Source organism: Paenibacillus forsythiae T98, assembly GCF_000520735.1.
GTDB classification, from domain to species: Bacteria; Bacillota; Bacilli; order Paenibacillales; family Paenibacillaceae; genus Paenibacillus_AQ; species Paenibacillus_AQ forsythiae.
The window spans coordinates 1-21,012 of record NZ_ASSC01000138.1 but is presented as its reverse complement, the minus strand read 5'-3'; the positions used below and the strand labels follow the sequence as shown (position 1 = coordinate 21,012).

Genomic DNA, 21,012 nt, shown 5'->3' with positions numbered 1-21,012 from the left:
TATATGTCAAGGCACATATATGCTATACTGAGTGCATAAGGAGTGAAGGCGCTTGGAGGCCATCGATAAATTACGTTACTTGATTCAATGCGCACAGCGGGAAGGAAATCATCGTTTCACCGATCTGCTCATGTCCAATGGACTCGATATTACACCGAGCCAAAGCGAAGTTCTCACAGTGTTGGCCAAATTTGGCCCCATGTCCATTGCCGAGCTGGGGGATTTATTATTGTGCAACTCCCAGCACCCAAGCCGGCTTGTACAGAGACTGATGGATAAGCAGTACATTGATAAAGAGATTTCCCCGCATGACAGCAGAAAGATCATTATTTCCTTGACGCCTGAAGGAGAACAATTGATTTCTGAAATTCGGCGTGTGGAAGAAATATTCAACGGTGAGATTATGGACAAAATCAACTCTTTTGAACATCTGTCTCTTAACGATCTGAACGCTCTGCTTTCCTTGCAAGTTAAGGGTACGGACAGCGAGATCAAAATATCCCGAAGATTCGGCAACAGCGGATGATATATTAATGAAGAAACCCACAGGGAAAATGACTCTTTCTCCGTGGGTTTTGTATGGAGCGAACGCATCTGACGCTAAGGCAGCTTTAATGGAAAGAGATAGAAGACCGTTGTCTGTGAGTAAATTTAAAAATCTCTTCTACCGCTTTTTTATAACCGCCGGCCTGTCTAAAAGAATCACTTATTTTCTGGCTATTTTCAACATAGCTCGGGTCGTTTAATACCTGTTCCACAGAACTCTTTAACAGCTCCGGCGTAAGGTTATCCTTGTCAAGCGAAATGGCCGCTCCGAGCTCCGCCGATCTTCCTGCCATATAAGGCTGGTCTGCTCCTATAGGTATCGCTACGAAAGGCACGTTGTTATATAATAAATCATTTGTGCTGTTCATGCCCGCATGCGTGATGGCGACGTCCGTGTACTTTAAAATCTCCGATTGGGGCACATAGTTTCTTACGATAAAATTACCGGGAATCTTTAGTCCGGATAAATCCACATTATACGCCGTCATCACCACAACCGCATCGGTGTCGGCAAACGTCTTGAAGAACAGCTCATACAGCCTGGTATCCGTATTAAACACCGTGCCGAGCGAAATATAGATGACGCGCTTGCCCTCCAATTGTTCAAATGGAAACTCCACATTTTCCTTCCGGTCAAAGATCGGGGGTCCGATAAACAGGAAGCTGTCGTCGTAATACTCGGGATGTGAGACGAAGTACTTGGAAGTATAGGCAATATTAAGGTCGCCTTTGTTAAAAAATAAGCCCATCGGGTTGCCCGGCATATCCACGTTATAGACTTCTTTTAACTGCTTGGCAACTTGTTTATAGGTCTCTACAGCGGGATGATTCTTCAAAACCTCCTCACTGTTGAATTCTTTGTGGAGAGCCATAAGCTCCCGGGGAGTGGCAAATACGGCGAAGGAAGAAACCGAAGGAAGGTTCAGGATTTGGGCTATCGCATTGCCAAAAGGATACATCGCTGTATACATAATATAATCAAAATGCCGGTCCTGAATTTGCTGCAAGACATCTTCTATCATTTTATCGCTCACCTTGAGCATTTCGTTAATGTTGTCGAACAGGCTCTCGATCCCCATGTTTTGAGGCGAGTTGTTCTTTCTGTTAAATAAGGGGGATTCTACCTTGTAGCTCTTGAATTCAGCGCCTGTGTTTTCGATTTTTTCTTTAAAGTCCTCTGAGCAAAAATAAGTAATCTCCTCGCCTTGATGGATTAATTCATGGACTAATCCCAGTGTAGGATTAACATGGCCGTGAGCCGGGACACTTAAAAAAAGCACTTTTGACATATGTTCACACTCTCCCTTTATTCCATATTTAAAAGACTTTAGTGTGCAGCATGTGCATTTTGTCGGCTCGTTTCATTTATAAACTGTTCAATTCCTTCAGCGGCTTTGATAGCTCCACCGGCTTCCTGAATTTGCTTCTGCATGTCATACACACGCTTCCTCAATTGCTCGTCCTCTGACACTTCCTGAACCGATTGCTGCAATACTTGAACGGTTACTTCGTCCGGCAGATAATGCTGCCCGAGTCCCAGCAAGGTTACGCGGCGGGCGGTGATTTCCTGTTCAAACATTTGGGGAATGACGACCATGGGTACACCGTGGCTCAACGCTTCCATCGTACTGTTCATGCCGCCATGAGTGATAAACAGCTTGGCATGCGGAAGAATTTCGAGCTGCGGGAGCTGCTGGCGAACAATGAAGTTGCCTGGGATTTCCCCCAGAGTTTCGGGATCAATCTTGGTCCCGGTGGACATAATCACCTGCCATTTGGAATCGCGAAAAGCTTCTATGCACATTTTATAAAATTCCGGCCATGGGTTGAATACAGTACCGAGCGAAATCAGCAGGACAGGGCGATCATGAATTTCACTGAGGGGCAGGCTCTCTTGATAGCTGCGTGTTCCAAGCGAAGGGCCGGTGAACAGGTAGCGTTCATCAAAGGTGTCCGATTCGGGCTGAAAGGCCCGGGGTAGAAAGGCAATATTCAACTTTTCCGCACGAAACAGCTCCTCAACGGTTAGACCCGGAATCCCTTCCTTCTCGGAACAAGCCTCAAGCACCGACGCCATTGCCTTCCTGGTTTCGTCTGGAAAATCGGAGGCAAACGAGAAATGCTCATTCAGCGCATAGGAAGAAAATAGCCGTACCGCCTCTATCCCGTGCTTGGCCGCAAACAATTTTCCTGCAAGTCCCATAAAATCAAACAGAATGAAATCCGGAAGCTCATCTTTATACAACTGCTCCAACTGAGCAAAAAAGGAAATGGCTTGTTCAAGGATCGTCAACGGGAGATTCGGGTTTCTCATCTTCACGTCTTCCATCATCTGCTCGCCGTCAAATTGAGTATCATTTAATTGATAGAGAAGAGGGGTTGCCCCTGTCTCACTTATAGCAGGCAAAAATTGTTCTGTTGTGGGATAAGTCACTTTATAGCCTCTTTTTACGAGTTCAGATACAACGGCGAGTGTTGGATTAACATGTCCGTAAGCAGGAACATTAATCATTGCAATATGAATTCTCTTCACAGGATCAACCTCCATTTGCAATTCACACTTATACCAAGTGATGCCATAAATTATAGTTTAAGTAAAATAAGAGTTCAACTAAATCGAGCATATTTTACAGAAAACAGACAATTTCATTTACATATCCCCCCAGGGGGGATAAAATAAAACTCATAATTATTCCAATCGCAACTTAAAATACCGGAGGGGATACTGTGTCGACAAATCTGCTTGAGCTGCCGGGTGCAACGCGGGGTCAGAAGGCCAGGATCATACTTGCTCTAGCTATTCCTGCCATGATTGAAAATTTCTTTCAAACAGTGGTCGGGTTCGTGGATACCTTATTTGTATCCAGGCTTGGGTTGACAGAGGTTGCGGCCGTCGGTGTGACAAACGCGATATTAGCGGTTTATATAGCTGTGTTCATGGCGCTGGGTGTGGGCACCTCTTCGATGATCGCGAAAAATGTGGGCGCAGGAGATTTAGAACAAGCGAAAGCTATTGCCAGACAGGCCACATGGGCAGCCTCAGCGGCCGGATTATTTTTTGGCGTCGTGACTTTCTTCTTTGCCGAAGCCTTATTGCGCATAATGGGAGCGGAGCCGAATGTAATAACCGAAGGCGTGAAGTACTTCCGTATTGTTGCCGTACCCTCGATTCTGATTTCGCTGATGACGGTATTCGGCAGCATTTTAAGAGCGGCAGGGAATACCAAAACCCCTATGAAGATCGGACTTTGGATCAACGTCTTTCATATTCCTCTGGATTATGTGCTCATTTTCGGGATTGCCGGGTTTAACGGTCTTGGCCTTACAGGTGCGGCATGGGCAACCACGATTGTGCGGATCGCGGGCGCTGCTCTTCTCTATCTTCATATCCGAAAGACGACATTATCGTTTCCGATAACCCAGGGCTTTATGTTCAATCGTACCTATGCATTCCCCTTGTTGAAACTGTCCGCGCCTGCCGCTATGGAAAGACTTATCATGCGTTTCGGTCAGGTACTATACTTTGGCTTGATCGTCCGGATCAGCACCGATACCTATGCCGCCCATACGATAGCGGGCAATATCGAGGTGTTCTCTTACATGCCCGGCTATGGGCTGGCAGTGGCGGCCGCTACGCTTGTAGGGCAAAGCTTGGGGGCGAAGCGCCGGCAGGACGCCTATCAATTCGGAATAATCGCCACCTTGATTGCTGTCCTGTTCATGTCCTTCGTCGGTGTTCTGCTATTCTTCCTTTCCCCCGCTGCCGCATCATGGTTTACCCATGAGCCTGACGTGACAGGCATGGTCATTACAGCCTTGCGTATAGATGCCTTCGCCCAACCCTTTCTGGCCATCGGATTAGTGCTCGCAGGAGCGCTACAGGGTGCGGGAGACACGAAAAGCCCATTGTACAGTACAACCATAGGCATGTGGCTCATTCGGGTTATCGGCGTTTATGTTCTCGGTATTTCATTCGGGCTGGGAATTGCGGGAGTATGGCTGTCCATTGCAATAGATCTGTTCGTCAGGGCATTGTTCTTAATGTATCGTTTCAACAAAAAAATGAAAGGCGGCCGCTCGGAGCCAATGAGAAGCTGAGCTGTTGATATACGAGCGCCGCAGCGCACCACAAAAGACAAAAGAGACCACAGTTATGCGGTCTCTTTTGTCTTGCGGTATCTCAAACCTTGCAGCAAGCCGCAATTACGGGCTATCGGATATCGCCGCTTTGCTTAAGGAATCGGCTATCGCCTCAAATCCCAAGCCGGCCTTATGCTTATATTGAATACAAGTGTTGAAGTATTCCTCCAAGATGCGGCTGTGCAGCGGATGCTCGGCGGGAATGCCCAATTCCTCGGACAATACCTGTTCAATGCCCGAACTCCGGATAGCCATTTGCAGACTTACCGCCTCCGGATCATCCTGATTCTCATAGAGCAGCGCGGAGGCAATAGCCGAGACCAGATGAGAGGTTTCGAGTCCAAGCTCATGCGCCTTGAGCGCAGGCCGTATGAGCCGTTCGTTCGGGGACAGCTTGCGGAGCGGGGATCTGGCCACCCGCGAAACCTTATCCTTGAAATTGCGGTTCGCGAAGCGCTCCATCATTTTCTTAATGTATTTGTCATGCTGCGACGGGTCGAATCCGTGCAAGCGCACCAGCATCGCTCCTGTCTCCTTCAAGACCCCGTATACGCGGGCACGAATGCCAGGATCGGCCATCGCTTCCTGCAAAGTAGTATAGCCTTCAAGATATCCGAAATAGGCGGCGCTGCAATGGCCCGTATTTACGGTGAACAGCTTCCTTTCCAGATACGGATCGAGAGAATCAACATAACGGACCCCTTGGATCTCGTTATAATCGCCGATCATCCCGCTTCGAGGGACGATCCACTCGCTGAAAGGTTCAACCATGACCTCCAGCGGATCGGCATGCTTCTGGACGGGCACAATGCGGTCAACCATCGTATTCGGAAACGCCACGCTGCGTTCGGCCTGCTTGATCACGTCCGGCCGCAAATGCCGATAGACGGATTTTCTTAACCGCTGGCTTCCTCCAATTCCATTCTCGCAGGCGATAATATGCAGGGGCTGGGGCTTGCTGCTCCGGCTCAGCCGCAGCTCGATGCCCCGGGCTATCGTTCCCGCAATATCCTTCAGCGCGGAGACTCCGACAGCAGTCGTGACAAGCTCCGCGTCCGCAATCGCTTCCGCCACCTTCTCGGTGTCATTCAAGTTAATGGCTGTCACATTATCAACTATAAATTTATCCCGGTTCTCGTTAGCCAAGGTAACCGGATATTGTCCTCTCTTTTGCAGTTCGGCAATCTTTCTCTTGTTGCGTCCGACGAAACAAACCTTGTAACCGGAGCGAGACAAGACGGGGCCGATAAACCCTCTGCCAATATTGCCTGCTCCAAAATGTACGGCTTTCACAATGGCGTCCCCCTTAGTCAATTTAATATACGGCCGTGAGGAACAGGAACTATGAAAGTCTGAATTTAGAGTGTACACCTGTTCCTCCCTAAACCTTGGTCAGTCGGAAAGAAGTGAACATCAGTCAGTCTTAAACCTGGAGATTCATATTTTGGAAGCAGCGGCGGGTAAGCACATGGTCAAAATCGAGGTGTGATAAGCTTTCTGTCTTGTGATGCGGAGTTTCAAATGTAAGGAAGCTTGTAATTTCATTCGGAATAACGACACAATCCAGACCGGCCGCAGCAGCAGCTTTGGAGCCGTTCGGCGAATCCTCGATCGCCACAGCCTCTTCAGGCTTCAGACCAAGGCAGGATAGCGCCTTCTGATACAGCTCCGGATCGGGTTTTACGTTCTCGACATCGTCCGCGGTGCAGATGCAATCGAAATATTCGCGGATACCGAGCTGGTCCAGATACTTGTCAATCCACTTTCGATCCGAGCTTGAGGCAAGCCCAATCTTCAGTCCGGCTGCTTTGGCCGAATCCAGATAATGCTGAATGCCCGGACGCATCGCCTGTTGCTCCATCAGCTGGCTATGTCTTGCCCGGACAGCCTTTCTGAATTCATCCTTGTCAATATCAAGCTTCAAATCAGTCATCAGGTATTCGTAAGGATTAAAGCTGTGCAGACTAGTTCCGATGCAAGTCGAGTACTGCTCAAGCGTCAGTTCAACCTCATATTCTTTGTAGGCTTCCTGAAATGCGGTGTACCAAGCCGTCTCCGTATCGATAATCGTTCCGTCAAAATCAAAAATCAGTCCTTTGATCAAGATCAACCATCTCCTCTTTGTCCGTTTAGTCAACATCCCTCGCATCATCAAAATAATATTTCTATTTCGCAAAAATGCAGATCAGCTGTCATTCGCTTGTAAAAACCGTAACAAACATACGTAATTGCGTCAAGCTTGGCAGCATAAATTCCAGCGAATGGTACCGCTTACTTTTCCAATTGCCAAGCCCGTTTTTCATTAAAAAATCACTGAAATGAAAACGATTAAATTTTACGCTTTTTTGAGCTGCCCGAGCATTGATTTTCCGCATAAGATCAAGGGTTTGCGCCTTCTGAGCCGCCAGGAGCCGGGACGTAGCGAATTTCCGGGCCGGGCAGAGAAAAATTTCAGTTGATTTTAAATTTATGAAAATTTTTTTATTAAACTTGTCCTTTTGGCCTGTTATGTCAGGTCTGTGAGAGAACAGGAAGGAACGTCAAGCCATTGGATGGATGGATCATTTCGGGTATCGTGGGGGAGGCTCCGAACGCTTGGGAGCTTGGTGCATACAAAAACACCCCCTCAGAAGATGTCTGAGAGGGCACTCAAATTTCACGTTCCGTCAACGGCCTGTCTGCCTTTCATCCCTTTCCAAATCATCATCGAGATGATCCAGCTCACAATGAGAAATCCGGTCAAAGCGTAGCCAAGGTGATCGATACCGAGACTGTTGACCCACCGGAAAGACTGCGGCCATCGTACTTCAATTAAATGAACGAGCTGAATGGCCCCGATAAGAAACGCGGATACAACCGACACACCGGTAACGATCAGATTATAAGCTGTTTTTTTCTTATAGGATATAAATGCCCACCGGTAGGCTCGGGTCATAATCGCGCCGTCAATCGTGTCCATCAGACTCATTCCGGCGGCAAACAGCAGCGGCAGAGATAAAATGCCGATCATGGAGAACGATTGATTCGCGGTACTGGCCGTAATCGCCAGCAGACTGACTTCCGTCGCCGTATCAAAGCCAAGACCGAACAGAAATCCGAGCGGATACATATGCCAGCTTTTGTTGATCATTCGAAAGGCAGGAGTCAATAATCGGGTCAACAGCCCCTTCGGTCCATGCCCATGACCCGGTTCAAAATCCCCTTCTGTCCGGTCCTTCCCCCTCCGAATTCCGCCCAACAGCTTCACAAGCGTGAACACATTAATCAGTCCGACGAAGATCAGGAAGAACCCGGAAACAAACGTACCGATCATCCCGCCGATTTCACGTACAGCCGGATTGCCTAGCACTAGCGAATTCATCGAGAGCGCGATTCCCAGCACCATAAGAAAGACGACAGTCGAGTGCCCCAGCGAAAAATACATGCCTACCCCTAAAGGGTTTCTCTCCCGTTCGATCAGCTTCCGGATCGTATTGTCAATGGCCGCAATATGATCGGCGTCGAAAGCGTGGCGCAGACCAAGCGTATAAGCCAACAGGCCAAGCCCCCACAGCTCTGGCTGACTGGCTGCTGCCGTGAGAAATCCACCTACCCCCAGCACATGCAGCGCGAATACAACCAGAAAGTAGATATAGCCGTTACTGGAGGAAATTCTCTTCATAAATACACCTTCTCCCGTAAAAGCGCTCACGCTTCTTACTTACAGATATCCTGCAACTCTGGCCATAATAATTTCTTCCACAAATAGGGATAGTACGCCGTTTAACAAATTCGGGGCAGTTGATCGCCTACCAGCATATCGACGATGCGGTGGCCTCCGGCCAGCGTACGCATATACACCTTACCCGGATGATCCACGACAACTTCCCCGATCACGGCGGCGTCCTGTCCGTAGGGGTGGCTGCGCAGCAGTTCCAATACTCTGTCCGCCTGGGCACCATCGACCACCAGAATGGCTTTGCCCTCGTTGGCTATGTACAGCGGGTCCATTCCCAGCATGCCGCATAGACCGCTCACTTCTCCTTTTACGGGAAGCGCATGTTCCTCCAGCCGGATGCCGAAGCCCTGCCCCTCCGTAAATTCGTTCAGCGTAGTGGCTACGCCGCCGCGGGTCGGGTCCCGCATAAGTCTTACGGCGCCGCCCACCGAGGCCGTCACCAGCTCCAGCATTCCGTTCAGCGGCGCACAGTCGCTTACCAGTCCGGTTTCCACCTGAAGCTGTTCCCGCTCAATCAGAATTGCAGTTCCGTGATCCCCGATCGTACCGGAGACGATCACGCGATCCCCCGGCCGGATTAAGGTAGGGGACAGCCGGAGACCCTCGGGAATAAAGCCCACTCCGGAGGTGTTGAGGAATAGCTTGTCCGCACAGCCTCGCGGAACGATCTTGGTGTCGCCGGTCACAATAAATACACCGGCTTCCTGTGCGGCCGACGCCATCGACTCCGCAATCTTCTCCAGTTCCTCGATAGGAAACCCTTCTTCGATGATCCAGCCGCAGCTAATATACCTGGGAATAGCCCCGCAGACGGCCAGGTCATTAACGGTCCCGCAGACGGCCAGCTTCCCGATGTTCCCTCCACGGAAAAACAGCGGATGAATAACATACGAATCCGTGGTGAACGCCATTTGGCCCGGGAGAGCTTCCAGTACCGCCGAATCGCCGCCCTCAAGAAGCCAATCGTTTCGGAAGCGCTTCTGAAAGATCCCCCGGATCAGTTGATGGGTCAGCTTCCCCCCGCTGCCGTGGGCTAAAGTAATGATTTCGCTCATGATTTCCTCCCGCTATTGGTATCGGTAATAAGCCGCACAAGTCCCCTCGCTGGACACCATACAGGAACCGACCGGGGTTTCGGGCGTGCATGCCTTTCCAAACAGCTTGCAATCGGACGGGAGGCATTTCCCTTTCAGAATATCCCCGCAGCGGCAGCCGCCCGCTTCCTCGTCCAGCTCCTCCACGGAGCCGTTTACCAGGCTCCAGGCATCAAAGGGCCTGTACTTCTCGCGAAGCCGCAGGCCTGAGCCCGGAATCCGTCCGATTCCCCGCCACACGGCATCCGAAGGCTCGAATACCTCATCGATTTTCCCCCGGGCAATCGGATTGCCGCCCGGCTGAACGACCATGGAATATAAGTTGGCGGCTTCGGCCTTGTTATCCCGGATTTGCTCCAGAACGTACAGGATCGAGCCTAAAATATCCGCAGGGTCGAACCCGGTGACGGCTCCCGGAATTCCGTACGTTTGAGCCAGCTCCTCGTACAGCCCGGAACCGATGACCGCGCTGACGTGACCGGGATACAGGAACCCGTCAACGGCGACCTCGGGGTCCGAAGACAGCAGATGCATCGCCGCCGGAATCGTTTTATTGGCAGACAGGATCATGAAATTGTCAAGTCCCTGCCGAGCGGCTTCCAGAACCGCAATGGCCGTGACCGGAACCGTCGTCTCAAATCCGACAGACAGAAAGATAACCTTCTTGTCCGGATGCTGCCTGGCGATCTCCAGACTATCCAGCGGGGAATAGACCATACGGATATCCCTGCCCAGCGCCTTCTCGGTCAGCAAGCTGGCGCCCTTATACGGAATCCGCATCATGTCACCGAATGTAGCCAGAATTGTATCCTCTCTCCTGCAGAGCTCCAAAGCCGATTTCAGGTAAAAGCTCGGGGTTACGCAGACCGGACACCCCGGTCCTGATATAAGCCTGACGCTTGGCGGCAGCAATTCCCGAATGCCGTAACGGGAAATCGCCATCGTATGGGTGCCGCATACCTCCATAATCGAAACGGGCCTGCCGTCATAGCGCCGGATTGCCTTCACCAGACCTTCCGTCAGCGTTTCACTTCTGAATTGTTCCAATTCGCTAATCATGGATATTCCCCGCCAACTGATGGAGCAGCTCCAGCGTCTCCATGGCTTCCTGCTTATCAATAATCGCAATCGCGCAGCCCGCGTGAACGAGCAGGTAATCTCCGACGTTCACCGGGTCAACCAGAGCAATGGACACTTCCCTCCGGATACCGGTAATATCGACCACCGCCCTGTCTCCGCATACGCTTTCTACTTCTCCGGGTATTGCCAAACACATGATTCCCGCATCCCTTCCTGTGTGAGATATTTGCCCAGCGCGATCGCCGCCTGGCCCAGTGAAAGCCCTCCATCATTGGCGGGCACCTTGCTGTGGAGCCATACGCGAAACCCGCTGCGCTCCAATTCATCGACCGTAAAGGCAAGCAGCAAGCGGTTTTGGAACACACCGCCGCTGAGCGCCACCTCGTTCAGCCCCCGCTCGGACCGAATCCGCCGGCAAACATCCCCTGTAATTGCCGCCAAGGTCCGATGAAAGGCTCCGGATATTTCGGAAATGCCCACTCCTTCCCGAATCTCCCGAACCAGCTCCCGAATCAGAGGAGCTGTGCCGATCTCAAGAACGCCTTGTACAGCCTTCAAGTCATATGGATAAATCCGGGATGCCTCCTTATCCGCCGCCCTTTCCAAACGAATGGCCGCCTGGCCTTCGTACTCGGCATAGTGGCATAAACCGGCCAAGGACGACACGGCATCAAACAGCCTGCCGACGCTGCTGGTGAGCGGCGTGTTAATGCGCTGAAGGATTTGGCGTTTTACGATGTCCCGTTTGTACGGCTCGATGGTATTCAGCCAATCGGCCGGCGGCTCCGCCGCTTCTTCGTTCATGACATAGCTGAGCGCCATCCGCCAAGGCTCCTTGACCGCCGCGTCGCCGCCGGGGAGCGGGACATACCCGAAGCGGGCCATGCGCTCGAATCCGCCGTAATCCCCGGCGAAAAATTCGCCGCCCCAGATATGCCCGTCTTCGCCCAGCCCCGTTCCGTCGAAGGCGACCCCGATCACCGGACCGGAAACGCCGTTCTCCGCCATACAGGAAGCGATATGGGCATGATGATGCTGAACGGGGATCTTGACCACGTTCTGTTGCTCGGATGCATACTGGGAGGAGCGGTATCCAGGGTGCATATCGTAGGCCAAAACTCCAGCCTTGGCTGCGAACATTTGTTGGAAATGCTCCGCCCCGCCGATCAGGGAATCCAGCGTTTCCAGATTATCCAGATCGCCGATATGATGGCTGACAAACGCTTTGCGGTCCTTGACCAGACAAAACGTGTTCTTTAATTCTCCCCCCAGAGCCAAAATGGGAAGATGACCGGACTTGTGCGGCTCCCCTTCCGCCGATGGAACGGCAGCAGTCAAATCGACCGGATAAGGGACGTACCCCCGTGACCTGCGAATGACGTACTCCCGTTCCCGAAACACACTGGTTACCGTATCGTCCGTCCTCATATGGATAGGCAGCTCACCAGCCAGGTAATAATCGGCGATTCCTTGCAGAGTCGGCACCGCCTCCTCGTCGCGGTACACAATAGGCTCGCCGGAACGGTTGCCGCTCGTCATGACCATCAGCTCCAAACCTTCCTGAAACAACAGATGCTGCAGCGGCGTATACGGCAGCATCACGCCGAGCATATCATTGTCGGGGGATAGGCAATCCGCCGCCGGAAGAAGTCCCCGCGCCTCTGTCTTCAAGGGAAGCAGGACGATCGGCCGCCGGGGGCTCATGAGAAGCTCCCGCTCCTTCTCCGTCACCGCGCAGATGCGGAGAACCGTCTCCAGCGTATCCGCCATAACGGCGAACGGCTTGCCGTCCCTCCGCTTGCGCGCGCGGAGCTCCCGTACCGCTTCCTCCTGCGTCGCGTCGCAAGCGAGGTGATAGCCGCCGAGGCCCTTGATTGCAAGAAGGGAGCCCGACTTCAACTGTTCGGCGGCGCACGCTACCGGATCAGCCGTATTCAGCCTTTTGCCGGAAGCGTCCAGCAGATATACCGAGGGGCCGCAGACTGGACATGACACCGGCTGAGCATGAAACCGGCGATTCGCCGGGTCATGGTATTCCTTCGCACAATCCTCGCACAGCCCGAAATCCCGGATGGTCGTATGCTTCCGGTCATACGGGACTTGAACGGTAATGGTAAACCGGGGTCCGCAGTTGGTACAGTTGATGTACGGATAGCGGAACCTCCGGTTGTCCGGGTCCTTCAATTCCGCGAGACAATCTTCACAAACGCCAATGTCCGGCGAGAGGCGCACCTCATGTGGCCCGGCGCCAACGCTCTCTTTTATGCGGAATTCCGCGTATCCGGCCGGGGATCGCACTTCCGCAGTCAGCTCCTCGATATGGGAAAGAGGCGGGGCGGACGTTCGCAATGAAACCAAAAAAGCATCAATATCTGGCCTGTGGCCCTCCGCCTCCAGTCTGACTCCGCCCGCATCATTCACGACCCAACCTGTCAAATCATGCTGCTGCGCAAGCCGGTATACAAACGGGCGGAAGCCCACCCCCTGCACAATGCCCTTCACTTGGACATCCACCCGGATGACCTCACTTAACATAGCTGTTCGCCCTCATTCCATTCCTGGATGTGATAATGACGCCGCCTCCCTTCGTTTCTCCATCCGTATGACGACTCTCAGGCTGATTTCATAAATCAGAATCAAAGGCACGCCGAGCAGAATAACCGAGGTGACGTCAGCCGCGAGCAGACCTTCCCCGATCAATACGGAGAACACAACGGAGACCCTCGCTTTTTTCATCCAGGAGGAACGCAGGAGCCCCAGCTTCCCGAGCGCGATAAGCGGAAAAGGAAGCGTGAATACAAGACCGAAAACAACGCACAGCATGGCAATGAAGCTGAGGTATTCCTCGCCCGACAAGGCAGCGTTCATATAAGAATTTCCGTATGTAAGAAGTGCGTGCAATACAACAGGAACGACCGCCGCATAACTGAGAACGACGCCGAGCACGAAACAGGGAACCATATAAACAACCGCCGAAAGCAGCACTTTACGCTCCTTGGCGGTCAGGCCAGGGCCGATAAAAGCAAACAGCTGGTAGCCGATGAACGGAGACAGCGTGATGAGGGATGCAATAAAAGACAGCTTGACCCTTAGAACAAAAGCTCCGGTTAGCGAAAAAAACGCCAGTTCAAGACCCTGGTTCCCAACGGATTTTTTTAGAATCTCCACAATCAGGAACGCTTTCGTATAAATGACGGCGGTCAGAACGATGACGGAAGCCAGCGTCACAATCAATCTTCTGCGCAGCTCCGCCAAATGTTCCAGCACCGGTTGATCCGTATCTTGCAGCGAGGTTCGATTAATCATGGGTCGTCACACGCTTCATCCTTGCCATGCTCTTTCGCTCCAGAAGATAAATCGTCCAAATACTGATTTCATACAGCGCCGCCACCGGTATCGATTCCGCCAGAAGGGAGAACGCATCGGGGGTGGGAGACAAAACCGCCAGGACGATCACAATTCCGAGGACCGCGAATTTCCGCTTGTTCATCAGCATTCTGGCATGAATCAGACCAATTCTCGACAGGGCAACCATCACGATCGGCAGTTCAAAGACCAGTGCCACCGAGATCAAAAAGAAGGCCATAAACGACACATAAGCACTCCCCGAAATCATCGGCTTCAGAACCCCTTCCCCGCTCTGGATCAGGAAATCAACAGTGTTCGGCAGAATAAACTCGCAGGCAAAAACGATTCCCCCCGCAAATAGAACGACAGCGAACGGAATGGCCAAAAAATAAAGTTTGAGACGAATGCCGCGCTCCAGCAGGGGGGCGAATATGGACACGAGCAGGCAGGCCAGAACGGGAAAGGACACCACAATTCCTCCGTACATCGCCACCTTCAGCTTCGTCATCACTCCGTCTACGGGCGTCATAAAGAACAGCGGATGATCCTGCAGCGGACGGCACAAGAGCTTCAGAAGCGGGTCCGACACCGCATATACGCCCGTCGCCGAGACGATAACAACCAACACCGCCGCTAGAATGCGAATGCGGAATTTTCCCAGCCAGCGAACAGCGTTTACGATATTTTCACTCTCCACCATAAACATTCACCATGAGACGATCACGATTTGACTTCATTTGTTTCTTGAGTAACGGTGGCCGCTTGAACCGGAACTGGCTCGTTGGCAGCGGTGGAATTGGCAGCTTCCCCGGTTAACTCCCTGGATGCTTTCCGGAATTCAGAGAAGGCTTTGCCGATGGCGCCGCCCACGGAGGGAAGCTTGCCGGGACCGAACACAATCAGCGCAATGACCAGAATAACAATAAGTTCGCCAAAACCGATATGAGGCATAGGTAACACTCCTTTTTTTATACTGGATTCGAGATCGAGATCGTTTCCTTCAACCAGGCGCAGAGCTCATCAATCCCCTCGCCGGTCACGCAGGAAGTTTCAAGCACCTTCGCCTTGGGATTGATCTCCCGGATATCCTTGTGAAATTCATCCTTGTCAAAGTTCGTATAGGACAGCAAATCGACTTTATTTAAAATGACAATACCGGACTTCTCGAACATGCGCGGATATTTCATCAGCTTGTCGTTTCCTTCCGTCGTGCTTAACACGGTGATGATCAGATCTTCCCCAAGCTCAAACGATGCGGGACAAATCAGGTTGCCGACATTCTCGATGATCAGCAGGTTCGTGTCATCCAGGTTCAAATGGCTTAAGGCGTTCCGGATCATCTGTCCATCCAGATGACACCCGCCCTCGGTGTTGATTTGCACGACCTGCACGTCGTGAGCCTCGATTCTTTCGGCATCCTTTGTCGTATAAAGGTCGCCCTCGATTACCGCAATCTTCACTTCATCCTTCAGCTTGGCGATCACTTTCTCCAGAATGGAAGTCTTGCCCGACCCGGGAGAGCTCATCAAATTGATTACATAGAGGCCCTTCTCGTTCATCAGCTTCTTGTTCTGCTGCGTTAGCTCGTCATTCACCTTCAGGATGTTGGTAACCACTTTAATGCTGCTCATTTAATCACCCTCCATCGTATCGATATACAGCTCATAACCTGTAAGAACCTGATTCTCCAGCCCGCCGCACGAAGGGCACACGGGATGGTAATAACGGATAGGAAACGTAATGCCGCAGCTGCCGCATGAGGCTGTTGCTTTCACCTGTTCGATGATGAAATCCGCTCCTTCCGCAACCGTACCCTGCGATGCGCTTTGAAACACGAATTGCATCGCTTCCGGAAAGGCACCCGACAGTTCTCCCACTTTGGCCGTGATGCGTTTGATTTTGTTCAAACGGTGCTCTTCGGCTTTCGCAAGGATCAATTCCAAGGCGCTTTCCACAATTGCCGCTTCATGCAAAGTTCGTCTCCTCCTGCTCCGCAAGGCTCAATTCTTGCTTAAGAAGCCCGATGATTTCAGGAATCTTGCTCCTCATAAGATCCGACAATTCCAGATCAAACCCGATCTCCTGCGGCTCAATGCCGAATATAATTACGTCCGGAGCGGCGCCGAGCATGCGGGCCATTTGGACCACATCCAAAATCTGTACATCATGAATAGATAAATTCTCCTTATTGTAGCCCGCAATATCCTCCGGCCTGATCCGGTAGATCGTTCCGGGCTCAAGCCCTGCCTTCAACGCATCGATAACGATAATTCTCCGGCACTCCAGAAAATAGCTCAGCATGGCAAGGGTGGAAGTTCCCCCGTCCACCAGTTCAACAGTGGACGGAAGATCTTCTTGCTCCAATTCCCGGACGGTATGGACGCCGATGCCGTCATCCTTCAAGAGTATGTTGCCTATCCCAATGACCGCCGTGTCCTTCATCGTTATTTGCCAAGAGGCTGAACGACAAATTTGGACATTTCCACGCCTTCCGGGGACATGACATGCACGGAACAACCGGTGCAGGGGTCGAAGGAATGCACAATGCGGAGCAGCTCCACAGGCTGGGCCGGGTTAGCCACCGGGGTGCCGATCAATGCTTTTTCCACAGGACCCGGGTTGCCAGCGTCGTCCATCGGAGAGGCGTTCCAGCAGGTCGGAGTAATAATCTGGTATCTGGAAATTTTGGAGCTGGATACCGATACCCAATGACCAATCGCGCCACGGGGAGCTTCCGTTAAGCCGGAGGCGCTGCCCGAAACGGGAGCGCCGATATTCGTAAAGCCGCTGGCCCCTGCTGTCAATTGGTTCAACCACGTCTGCATATTGCTTACAAGTTTGGACATTTCCACATATCGTGCCATATGCCGGTCCATAACGGATACGCCCCTGCGGTAGTCGCCGCTTACCCATACTCTGGCCAGCGGTCCCGCTTCGAAAGGCGTATTGTTGTACCGTGGAGATTTCAACCAGGTGTAGGCTCCGCTCTTGCCGTAGCTCGCAGTTGTGGTACCGCTTGCCGGGGCTTGTCCGCTCGGAGAGGAGTAATAGGAATATTTATTGTATTCCTTAATGTTCGCTTCATTAAATGCGCCGACCGTTCCGCCGATGACAGTGCCGGCAGGGAATAACAAGCCTCCGGAAGTATTCGTGTCGAATACGCCAAAGGTAATCAGGTTGCCGTACCCTGTGCCCACGTTGTAGTAATCGCTATAAGCCGAGGCCAGCATGTTGACGTCCGATTGATAAGTGTTGGAAATGAATGACTGAATCTCGTTCAAATAGTTTCTGAAGTTGGTGATTTCCGTTGACGATGGCAAGGCGGTTACCCCACCCGGAATAATATTCGCGGCATGGGGAAGCTTACCGCTGAAGATAGCCGCCATTTCGTTGGCTTTTCTGCGGATTTGCAGCGCCGAAATATAGTGATCCGTCAGCGTTTGGGTATCGGCGGCATTGAACCTTAGATCCTGCGTGTAGCCTCCCGTCCATGGGCTCATCTGCGGACCTTGAATATAGTCCAGTAACGATAAATGGTAAAAATGCGTGATACCGCTGTCCAGAAAATTCGCCCCTTGAATCAGATTCCGGAGCAATAACCCCTGGAGATTTGGTTTAAAGCCCTTTATTTTTTCAACGGCCTTTGAGGAAGCAACGGCTTGAGGGACAGGGCATACACCGCAAATCCGCTGAGTCAGGAAAGCAGCATCCCTTGGAGGCCGATTCAGCAGCATGTTCTCAAAATCCCGGAACAGCATTCCGGCCACAGTGGCTGAAGCAACCGCATTATTGGCATCGAGCGTGACTTCGACCTTTAAATGTCCTTCCAGACGAGTTACCGGGTCCAGCTTGATTGTGCTCATTGTAATTTCACCCTTTCTTAGTCGTCGCTTGAGACGGAAATGACAGGATTTAACGGGAATGCGGGAGATGTACAACCGATGCACGGATAATTCGATTGGATGCACCAGCCTTGTTTGTTGTTCCACTTGAGCGACGGGCATGGCGATTGGTTATCGGGGCCTTTGCAGCCGATTTCCTCATAGCAGCCGTAAATTCCGGGCTGGGACACTTCTTCTGTTTCTCTTCTTGGACAAACACTGTGTACGTCTGTGCTGAAATATTTTCTCGGGCGGCTGTAACTGTCGAGAGAAGGTACACCAGTCAAGATTAAATCAAGCAGCGTCTGCACCATTACCGTCGCATTCACGGGACACCCTGCCAAATTGACGACCGGGTTCGCGGTTTTGCCGCTCAGCAGCGATTTAACGGATACGCATCCTGTGCTGTTGGGGGCAGCGGCCGCCACACCGCCGAAGGAGGCGCAGGTCCCTGCCGCCACGACATATTTGGCTTTCGGACCATATTTAAGTACAGCATCGTACATGGTGAGCGGGACTCCGTTCTGCTCACCGATAATACAGTAGTTTTTCGAAGATCCTCCTGGAATGGCGCCCTCGATCACAAGAATAAATTGTCCGTTATACTGATTCACCGCATTTTCAAGCGCCTGCATCGCACTTTCGCCTGAGGCGGCCATGAGCGTGCTGTCATACTTCATGCTGATTTTGTTCTGAAGCACATCTTCGATGGTCGTCGGATTCGTCACGTTCAGCGTGGATATGCTGCAGCCCGAGCAACCCGAGCCCAGCAGCCAAATGACCGGCGGGTCCGATTCCGCCGCCATCACCGTGTTAAGCTTGTCCATGTCCATCTCCAACTTCAGCGCTGCCACAGCCGCTACCGACCACTTGAGAAAGTCTCTCCGATTAATCTTCATCTCATCACTCCTTTTAGTGAATTGGGAGTCTCCTATTCATGGAACCACTTTCTTTCTATGGGAAATACAACCAGATTATAAAGGGACAGAGAAAGAAAGATCAATGAACAAATTGAAAACTTTTTGGATAAATTTCCCTAAAATTTGACTGCTTTCTTCGCTATTCGCGGTAATCTCAGCAGAAGGTTGGTGTGAAAGCTAAGTATAGTGGTTGGAAAACGTTTATAATTTAAAAGTTAATGGAGTGAAATTGGGAAAGTTAACAGCAAAAGAAAAACCGCTCCTAAAGAAGCGGTAGACTGCCATCAATGTATCTTTCTAGTCAACTGTTCAAGTTGCCTTTCATTTCTCCCTTGCGCTCGGGTGGTATTCAGCGTTTGTTTATCAACACTTACTCAAACATAAAATGACCATGCGTTTTCGCACAGTCATTCCGAAATAATTACAATGGTCGCTCATTCTTTTTCGATCTCATTTTCAACGAGTTTCACCAATTCTGAAGCCTTCATGCTTAAAGCACTGGCGATTGCAAGCAAAGAATTTAATGTTGGCTGATGAACGCCACGCTCCAACATAGATATGTATGTTCGATCAAGATTACTTCGAAAGGCCAAATTCTCCTGACTCATTTTCTGTTTTTTGCGAATTGTCCTTAAAATTTGTCCAAATATTTGTTCTGATTTCAAGGAAAATACCTCTTTTTGATTCATTATTCCGTTATCTGCCAAGAATAATCCACGTAGTATACTCTACAAAATGAAGTTTTTATGATATTATCTATTCAAGAAAAAAGATACCTGTGCCATCTCAGAGAAATGTGTGCTTCAGGGACGAGAGAAAGTCAGGAATAGCAAAATGTCATTTTACGAATAGAACCGCGTGAAAGCAGAACTTTCATTGACATTTTAGATAGGATTTATCTGATAATTGAACGTCGCTTACGCGGTAATCTGTCAGCAGCTTATCAAGAGAAGGCCCCACTGGGGACAGCGCTTCTAATTGAGCTTGGATTCTTTTTAAACTTCATTAGCTTCGGCAAGGTTAAAGCGCTATATTATATATTTTTACAGATAGGATGGATGGAATGAGAAGCCTTTTGGAAGAATTGTATCATGGCAATCTGTGTCCCGATGCTAAAGCGATCTCCAGCGACCCGGATTATCGACAGATCAGCCGAAAGACATCCGAGGCAATGGAAGCTTGGAAAAATCGGCATTCCGAGCAGGAGCTTGAGGAACTTGAGGCTCTGCTGGACTTATATGCTCAGACGCATGGAATGGAGCTGGCCTCTTCTTTTACATACGGCTTCCGGCTTGGAGCTGGAATCATGGTTGAGATATTAACAGGGAAGGATTAACTTGCTCGTAAAACTGATTGCCTTTCCTGATTCTTCGCCATTATAGGAATATAATCCCATTTCGGCTAATGCCATGAGCGAATGCCTGAATGTTTTGGACACGAAAAATCGCACAGACACCCACTTAATAACGGGGCCATGCGATCATTTCCAAATACCTATAGATTAGATGCCGAGGACCGGGATCGAACAGGTTACGGTAGTACCTACCGCAGGATTTTAAGTCTTGATCGCAATTCCGACTGTAGCGGAATTTAAGTCCCTGAAAGAGAAAATATAACCCGCGAAAAGCCTTGATACATCAGGGTTTTTCGCGGGTTTTTTACTTTTTTTCAAGCGTTGCAAGGCTTCCCGGCGATGACCTAAAAAGCGGCCAATTTTGGACGTTGGGAAGAACTCGGAGAGAACCAGACCGCTCCCTGCCATTGACAAATGAACGGAGCAAAGGCTCCAGGGGGGGTTCCATGACCATAGCCAAGATCATTACCATCGCCAATCAGAAAGGCGGAACGGGCAAAACAACATCCGCCTATAACCTCGCTCATGCCTTATCCCATGAAAACAAAAAGGTGCTCCTGGTAGATTTCGACCCGCAAGGCAATCTCACCCTATGCTTCGGGATCGAACAGCCGGACCAGCTACCGATCAGCATGTGCAACATTTTGGATGCCATTATGAGCGATCATTCGCTCCCCGCGGCAGAGGAGTAGGCAATGGTCTTGTCGGCTATATGACGGATAGCAAAGGCGTTCAGCTTTCCTGGTAGGATGCTGTCGGGTCACACGAAGAGCTTTTCACTGAGAAGTGAATTTGAGCAAGAAGATCTCCAAAAATAATAAAAAGGTCCAGTATCGCAAATTGCGTTCTATCAAAAAAGCGATGAAAATATTGGTTATGGCAATAACAGACTGACAGAGTCTGTAAAATAGATTGTGTAAACTCCTAAACC

At 50.8% G+C, this 21,012-nt stretch carries 22 protein-coding genes; 4 read left to right on the top strand and 18 right to left on the bottom strand.

All coding sequences use genetic code 11. The features are described from left to right. Positions 1 to 52 precede the first annotated feature (52 nt). A complete protein-coding gene (locus tag L692_RS0105095) occupies positions 53 to 526 on the top strand; it encodes a MarR family winged helix-turn-helix transcriptional regulator (protein ID WP_025697784.1) in 474 nt (157 codons plus the stop codon). A gap of 85 nt (positions 527 to 611) precedes the next feature. On the opposite strand, the gene L692_RS0105090 is transcribed toward L692_RS0105095, so the two are convergent. Both L692_RS0105090 and L692_RS0105085 read right to left on the bottom strand, forming a co-directional pair. Further along, positions 612 to 1,835 carry a macrolide family glycosyltransferase gene (locus tag L692_RS0105090; protein ID WP_025697782.1) on the bottom strand — a complete coding sequence of 408 codons (1,224 nt, stop codon included), beginning with the start codon at positions 1,833 to 1,835 and terminating at the stop codon, positions 612 to 614. Positions 1,836 to 1,873: 38 nt separating this feature from the next. Next, positions 1,874 to 3,079, bottom strand: a complete 1,206-nt coding sequence (locus L692_RS0105085; protein WP_025697780.1) for a macrolide family glycosyltransferase — start codon at positions 3,077 to 3,079, stop codon at positions 1,874 to 1,876. A gap of 194 nt (positions 3,080 to 3,273) precedes the next feature. Between L692_RS0105085 and L692_RS0105080 the strand changes: the two genes are divergently transcribed. Beyond that, on the top strand, positions 3,274 to 4,644 hold the full coding sequence (locus L692_RS0105080) for an MATE family efflux transporter (RefSeq protein ID WP_025697778.1): 1,371 nt from the start codon (positions 3,274 to 3,276) through the stop codon (positions 4,642 to 4,644). A 105-nt stretch (positions 4,645 to 4,749) separates the two neighbouring features. On the opposite strand, the gene L692_RS0105075 is transcribed toward L692_RS0105080, so the two are convergent. The 16 genes from L692_RS0105075 to L692_RS0104995 all read right to left on the bottom strand — a co-directional run bounded on the left by L692_RS0105075 (position 4,750) and on the right by L692_RS0104995 (position 19,392). Further along, positions 4,750 to 5,979: a mannitol-1-phosphate 5-dehydrogenase gene (locus tag L692_RS0105075; RefSeq protein ID WP_025697777.1), complete on the bottom strand. Its 1,230-nt coding sequence runs from the start codon at positions 5,977 to 5,979 to the stop codon at positions 4,750 to 4,752. Positions 5,980 to 6,109: 130 nt separating this feature from the next. Then, positions 6,110 to 6,790 (bottom strand): HAD family hydrolase, encoded by a 681-nt coding sequence (locus L692_RS0105070; RefSeq protein WP_025697776.1) that lies wholly within the window; start codon positions 6,788 to 6,790, stop codon positions 6,110 to 6,112. Positions 6,791 to 7,342: 552 nt separating this feature from the next. Further along, on the bottom strand, positions 7,343 to 8,347 hold the full coding sequence (locus L692_RS0105060) for a HoxN/HupN/NixA family nickel/cobalt transporter (protein ID WP_025697772.1): 1,005 nt from the start codon (positions 8,345 to 8,347) through the stop codon (positions 7,343 to 7,345). A gap of 101 nt (positions 8,348 to 8,448) precedes the next feature. After that, positions 8,449 to 9,459 carry a hydrogenase expression/formation protein HypE gene (gene hypE, locus L692_RS0105055; RefSeq protein WP_025697771.1) on the bottom strand — a complete coding sequence of 337 codons (1,011 nt, stop codon included), beginning with the start codon at positions 9,457 to 9,459 and terminating at the stop codon, positions 8,449 to 8,451. Positions 9,460 to 9,471: 12 nt separating this feature from the next. Next, positions 9,472 to 10,557, bottom strand: coding sequence for a hydrogenase formation protein HypD (gene hypD / locus L692_RS0105050; protein ID WP_025697769.1), 1,086 nt, complete (start codon positions 10,555 to 10,557; stop codon positions 9,472 to 9,474). Then, positions 10,550 to 10,774, bottom strand: a complete 225-nt coding sequence (locus L692_RS0105045; protein ID WP_025697767.1) for a HypC/HybG/HupF family hydrogenase formation chaperone — start codon at positions 10,772 to 10,774, stop codon at positions 10,550 to 10,552. The genes hypD and L692_RS0105045 overlap by 8 nt, the downstream gene beginning before the upstream one ends. After that, the gene (gene hypF / locus L692_RS0105040; RefSeq protein ID WP_025697765.1) at positions 10,747 to 13,113 is read right to left on the bottom strand and encodes a carbamoyltransferase HypF; all 2,367 of its coding nucleotides are present in this window, start codon (positions 13,111 to 13,113) and stop codon (positions 10,747 to 10,749) included. Before hypF ends, L692_RS0105045 begins: the two co-directional genes overlap by 28 nt. A 12-nt stretch (positions 13,114 to 13,125) precedes the next feature. After that, the gene (tatC, locus tag L692_RS0105035; protein WP_025697763.1) at positions 13,126 to 13,884 is read right to left on the bottom strand and encodes a twin-arginine translocase subunit TatC; all 759 of its coding nucleotides are present in this window, start codon (positions 13,882 to 13,884) and stop codon (positions 13,126 to 13,128) included. Then, positions 13,877 to 14,626: a twin-arginine translocase subunit TatC gene (gene tatC / locus L692_RS0105030; protein ID WP_025697761.1), complete on the bottom strand. Its 750-nt coding sequence runs from the start codon at positions 14,624 to 14,626 to the stop codon at positions 13,877 to 13,879. The genes tatC (L692_RS0105035) and tatC (L692_RS0105030) overlap by 8 nt, the downstream gene beginning before the upstream one ends. 20 nt (positions 14,627 to 14,646) lie before the next feature. Then, positions 14,647 to 14,877 carry a Sec-independent protein translocase subunit TatA/TatB gene (locus tag L692_RS0105025; RefSeq protein ID WP_025697759.1) on the bottom strand — a complete coding sequence of 77 codons (231 nt, stop codon included), beginning with the start codon at positions 14,875 to 14,877 and terminating at the stop codon, positions 14,647 to 14,649. Positions 14,878 to 14,894: 17 nt separating this feature from the next. Further along, positions 14,895 to 15,557 (bottom strand): hydrogenase nickel incorporation protein HypB, encoded by a 663-nt coding sequence (hypB, locus tag L692_RS0105020; protein ID WP_025697756.1) that lies wholly within the window; start codon positions 15,555 to 15,557, stop codon positions 14,895 to 14,897. Next, complete coding sequence (locus L692_RS0105015) at positions 15,558 to 15,899, bottom strand: hydrogenase maturation nickel metallochaperone HypA/HybF (RefSeq protein WP_025697754.1); 342 nt, start codon at positions 15,897 to 15,899, stop codon at positions 15,558 to 15,560. Then, on the bottom strand, positions 15,892 to 16,368 hold the full coding sequence (locus L692_RS0105010) for a HyaD/HybD family hydrogenase maturation endopeptidase (protein ID WP_025697752.1): 477 nt from the start codon (positions 16,366 to 16,368) through the stop codon (positions 15,892 to 15,894). Before L692_RS0105010 ends, L692_RS0105015 begins: the two co-directional genes overlap by 8 nt. 2 nt (positions 16,369 to 16,370) lie before the next feature. Beyond that, a complete protein-coding gene (locus tag L692_RS0105005) occupies positions 16,371 to 17,789 on the bottom strand; it encodes a nickel-dependent hydrogenase large subunit (RefSeq protein WP_025697751.1) in 1,419 nt (472 codons plus the stop codon). Between the two features lie 17 nt (positions 17,790 to 17,806). Next, positions 17,807 to 18,742 (bottom strand): hydrogenase small subunit, encoded by a 936-nt coding sequence (locus tag L692_RS0105000; protein WP_269636714.1) that lies wholly within the window; start codon positions 18,740 to 18,742, stop codon positions 17,807 to 17,809. A gap of 419 nt (positions 18,743 to 19,161) precedes the next feature. Beyond that, entirely contained in the window at positions 19,162 to 19,392 is a 231-nt protein-coding gene (locus L692_RS0104995; protein WP_025697749.1) for a helix-turn-helix domain-containing protein, read from the bottom strand. 398 nt (positions 19,393 to 19,790) lie between these two features. Here L692_RS0104995 and L692_RS0104990 point away from each other — a divergent pair, with 398 nt between their 5' ends. Then, positions 19,791 to 20,063, top strand: a complete 273-nt coding sequence (locus L692_RS0104990) for a DUF6809 family protein (RefSeq protein ID WP_025697748.1) — start codon at positions 19,791 to 19,793, stop codon at positions 20,061 to 20,063. Between the two features lie 464 nt (positions 20,064 to 20,527). Next, positions 20,528 to 20,773: a ParA family protein gene (locus L692_RS0104985; protein WP_025697746.1), complete on the top strand. Its 246-nt coding sequence runs from the start codon at positions 20,528 to 20,530 to the stop codon at positions 20,771 to 20,773. Positions 20,774 to 21,012: the final 239 nt, after the last annotated feature.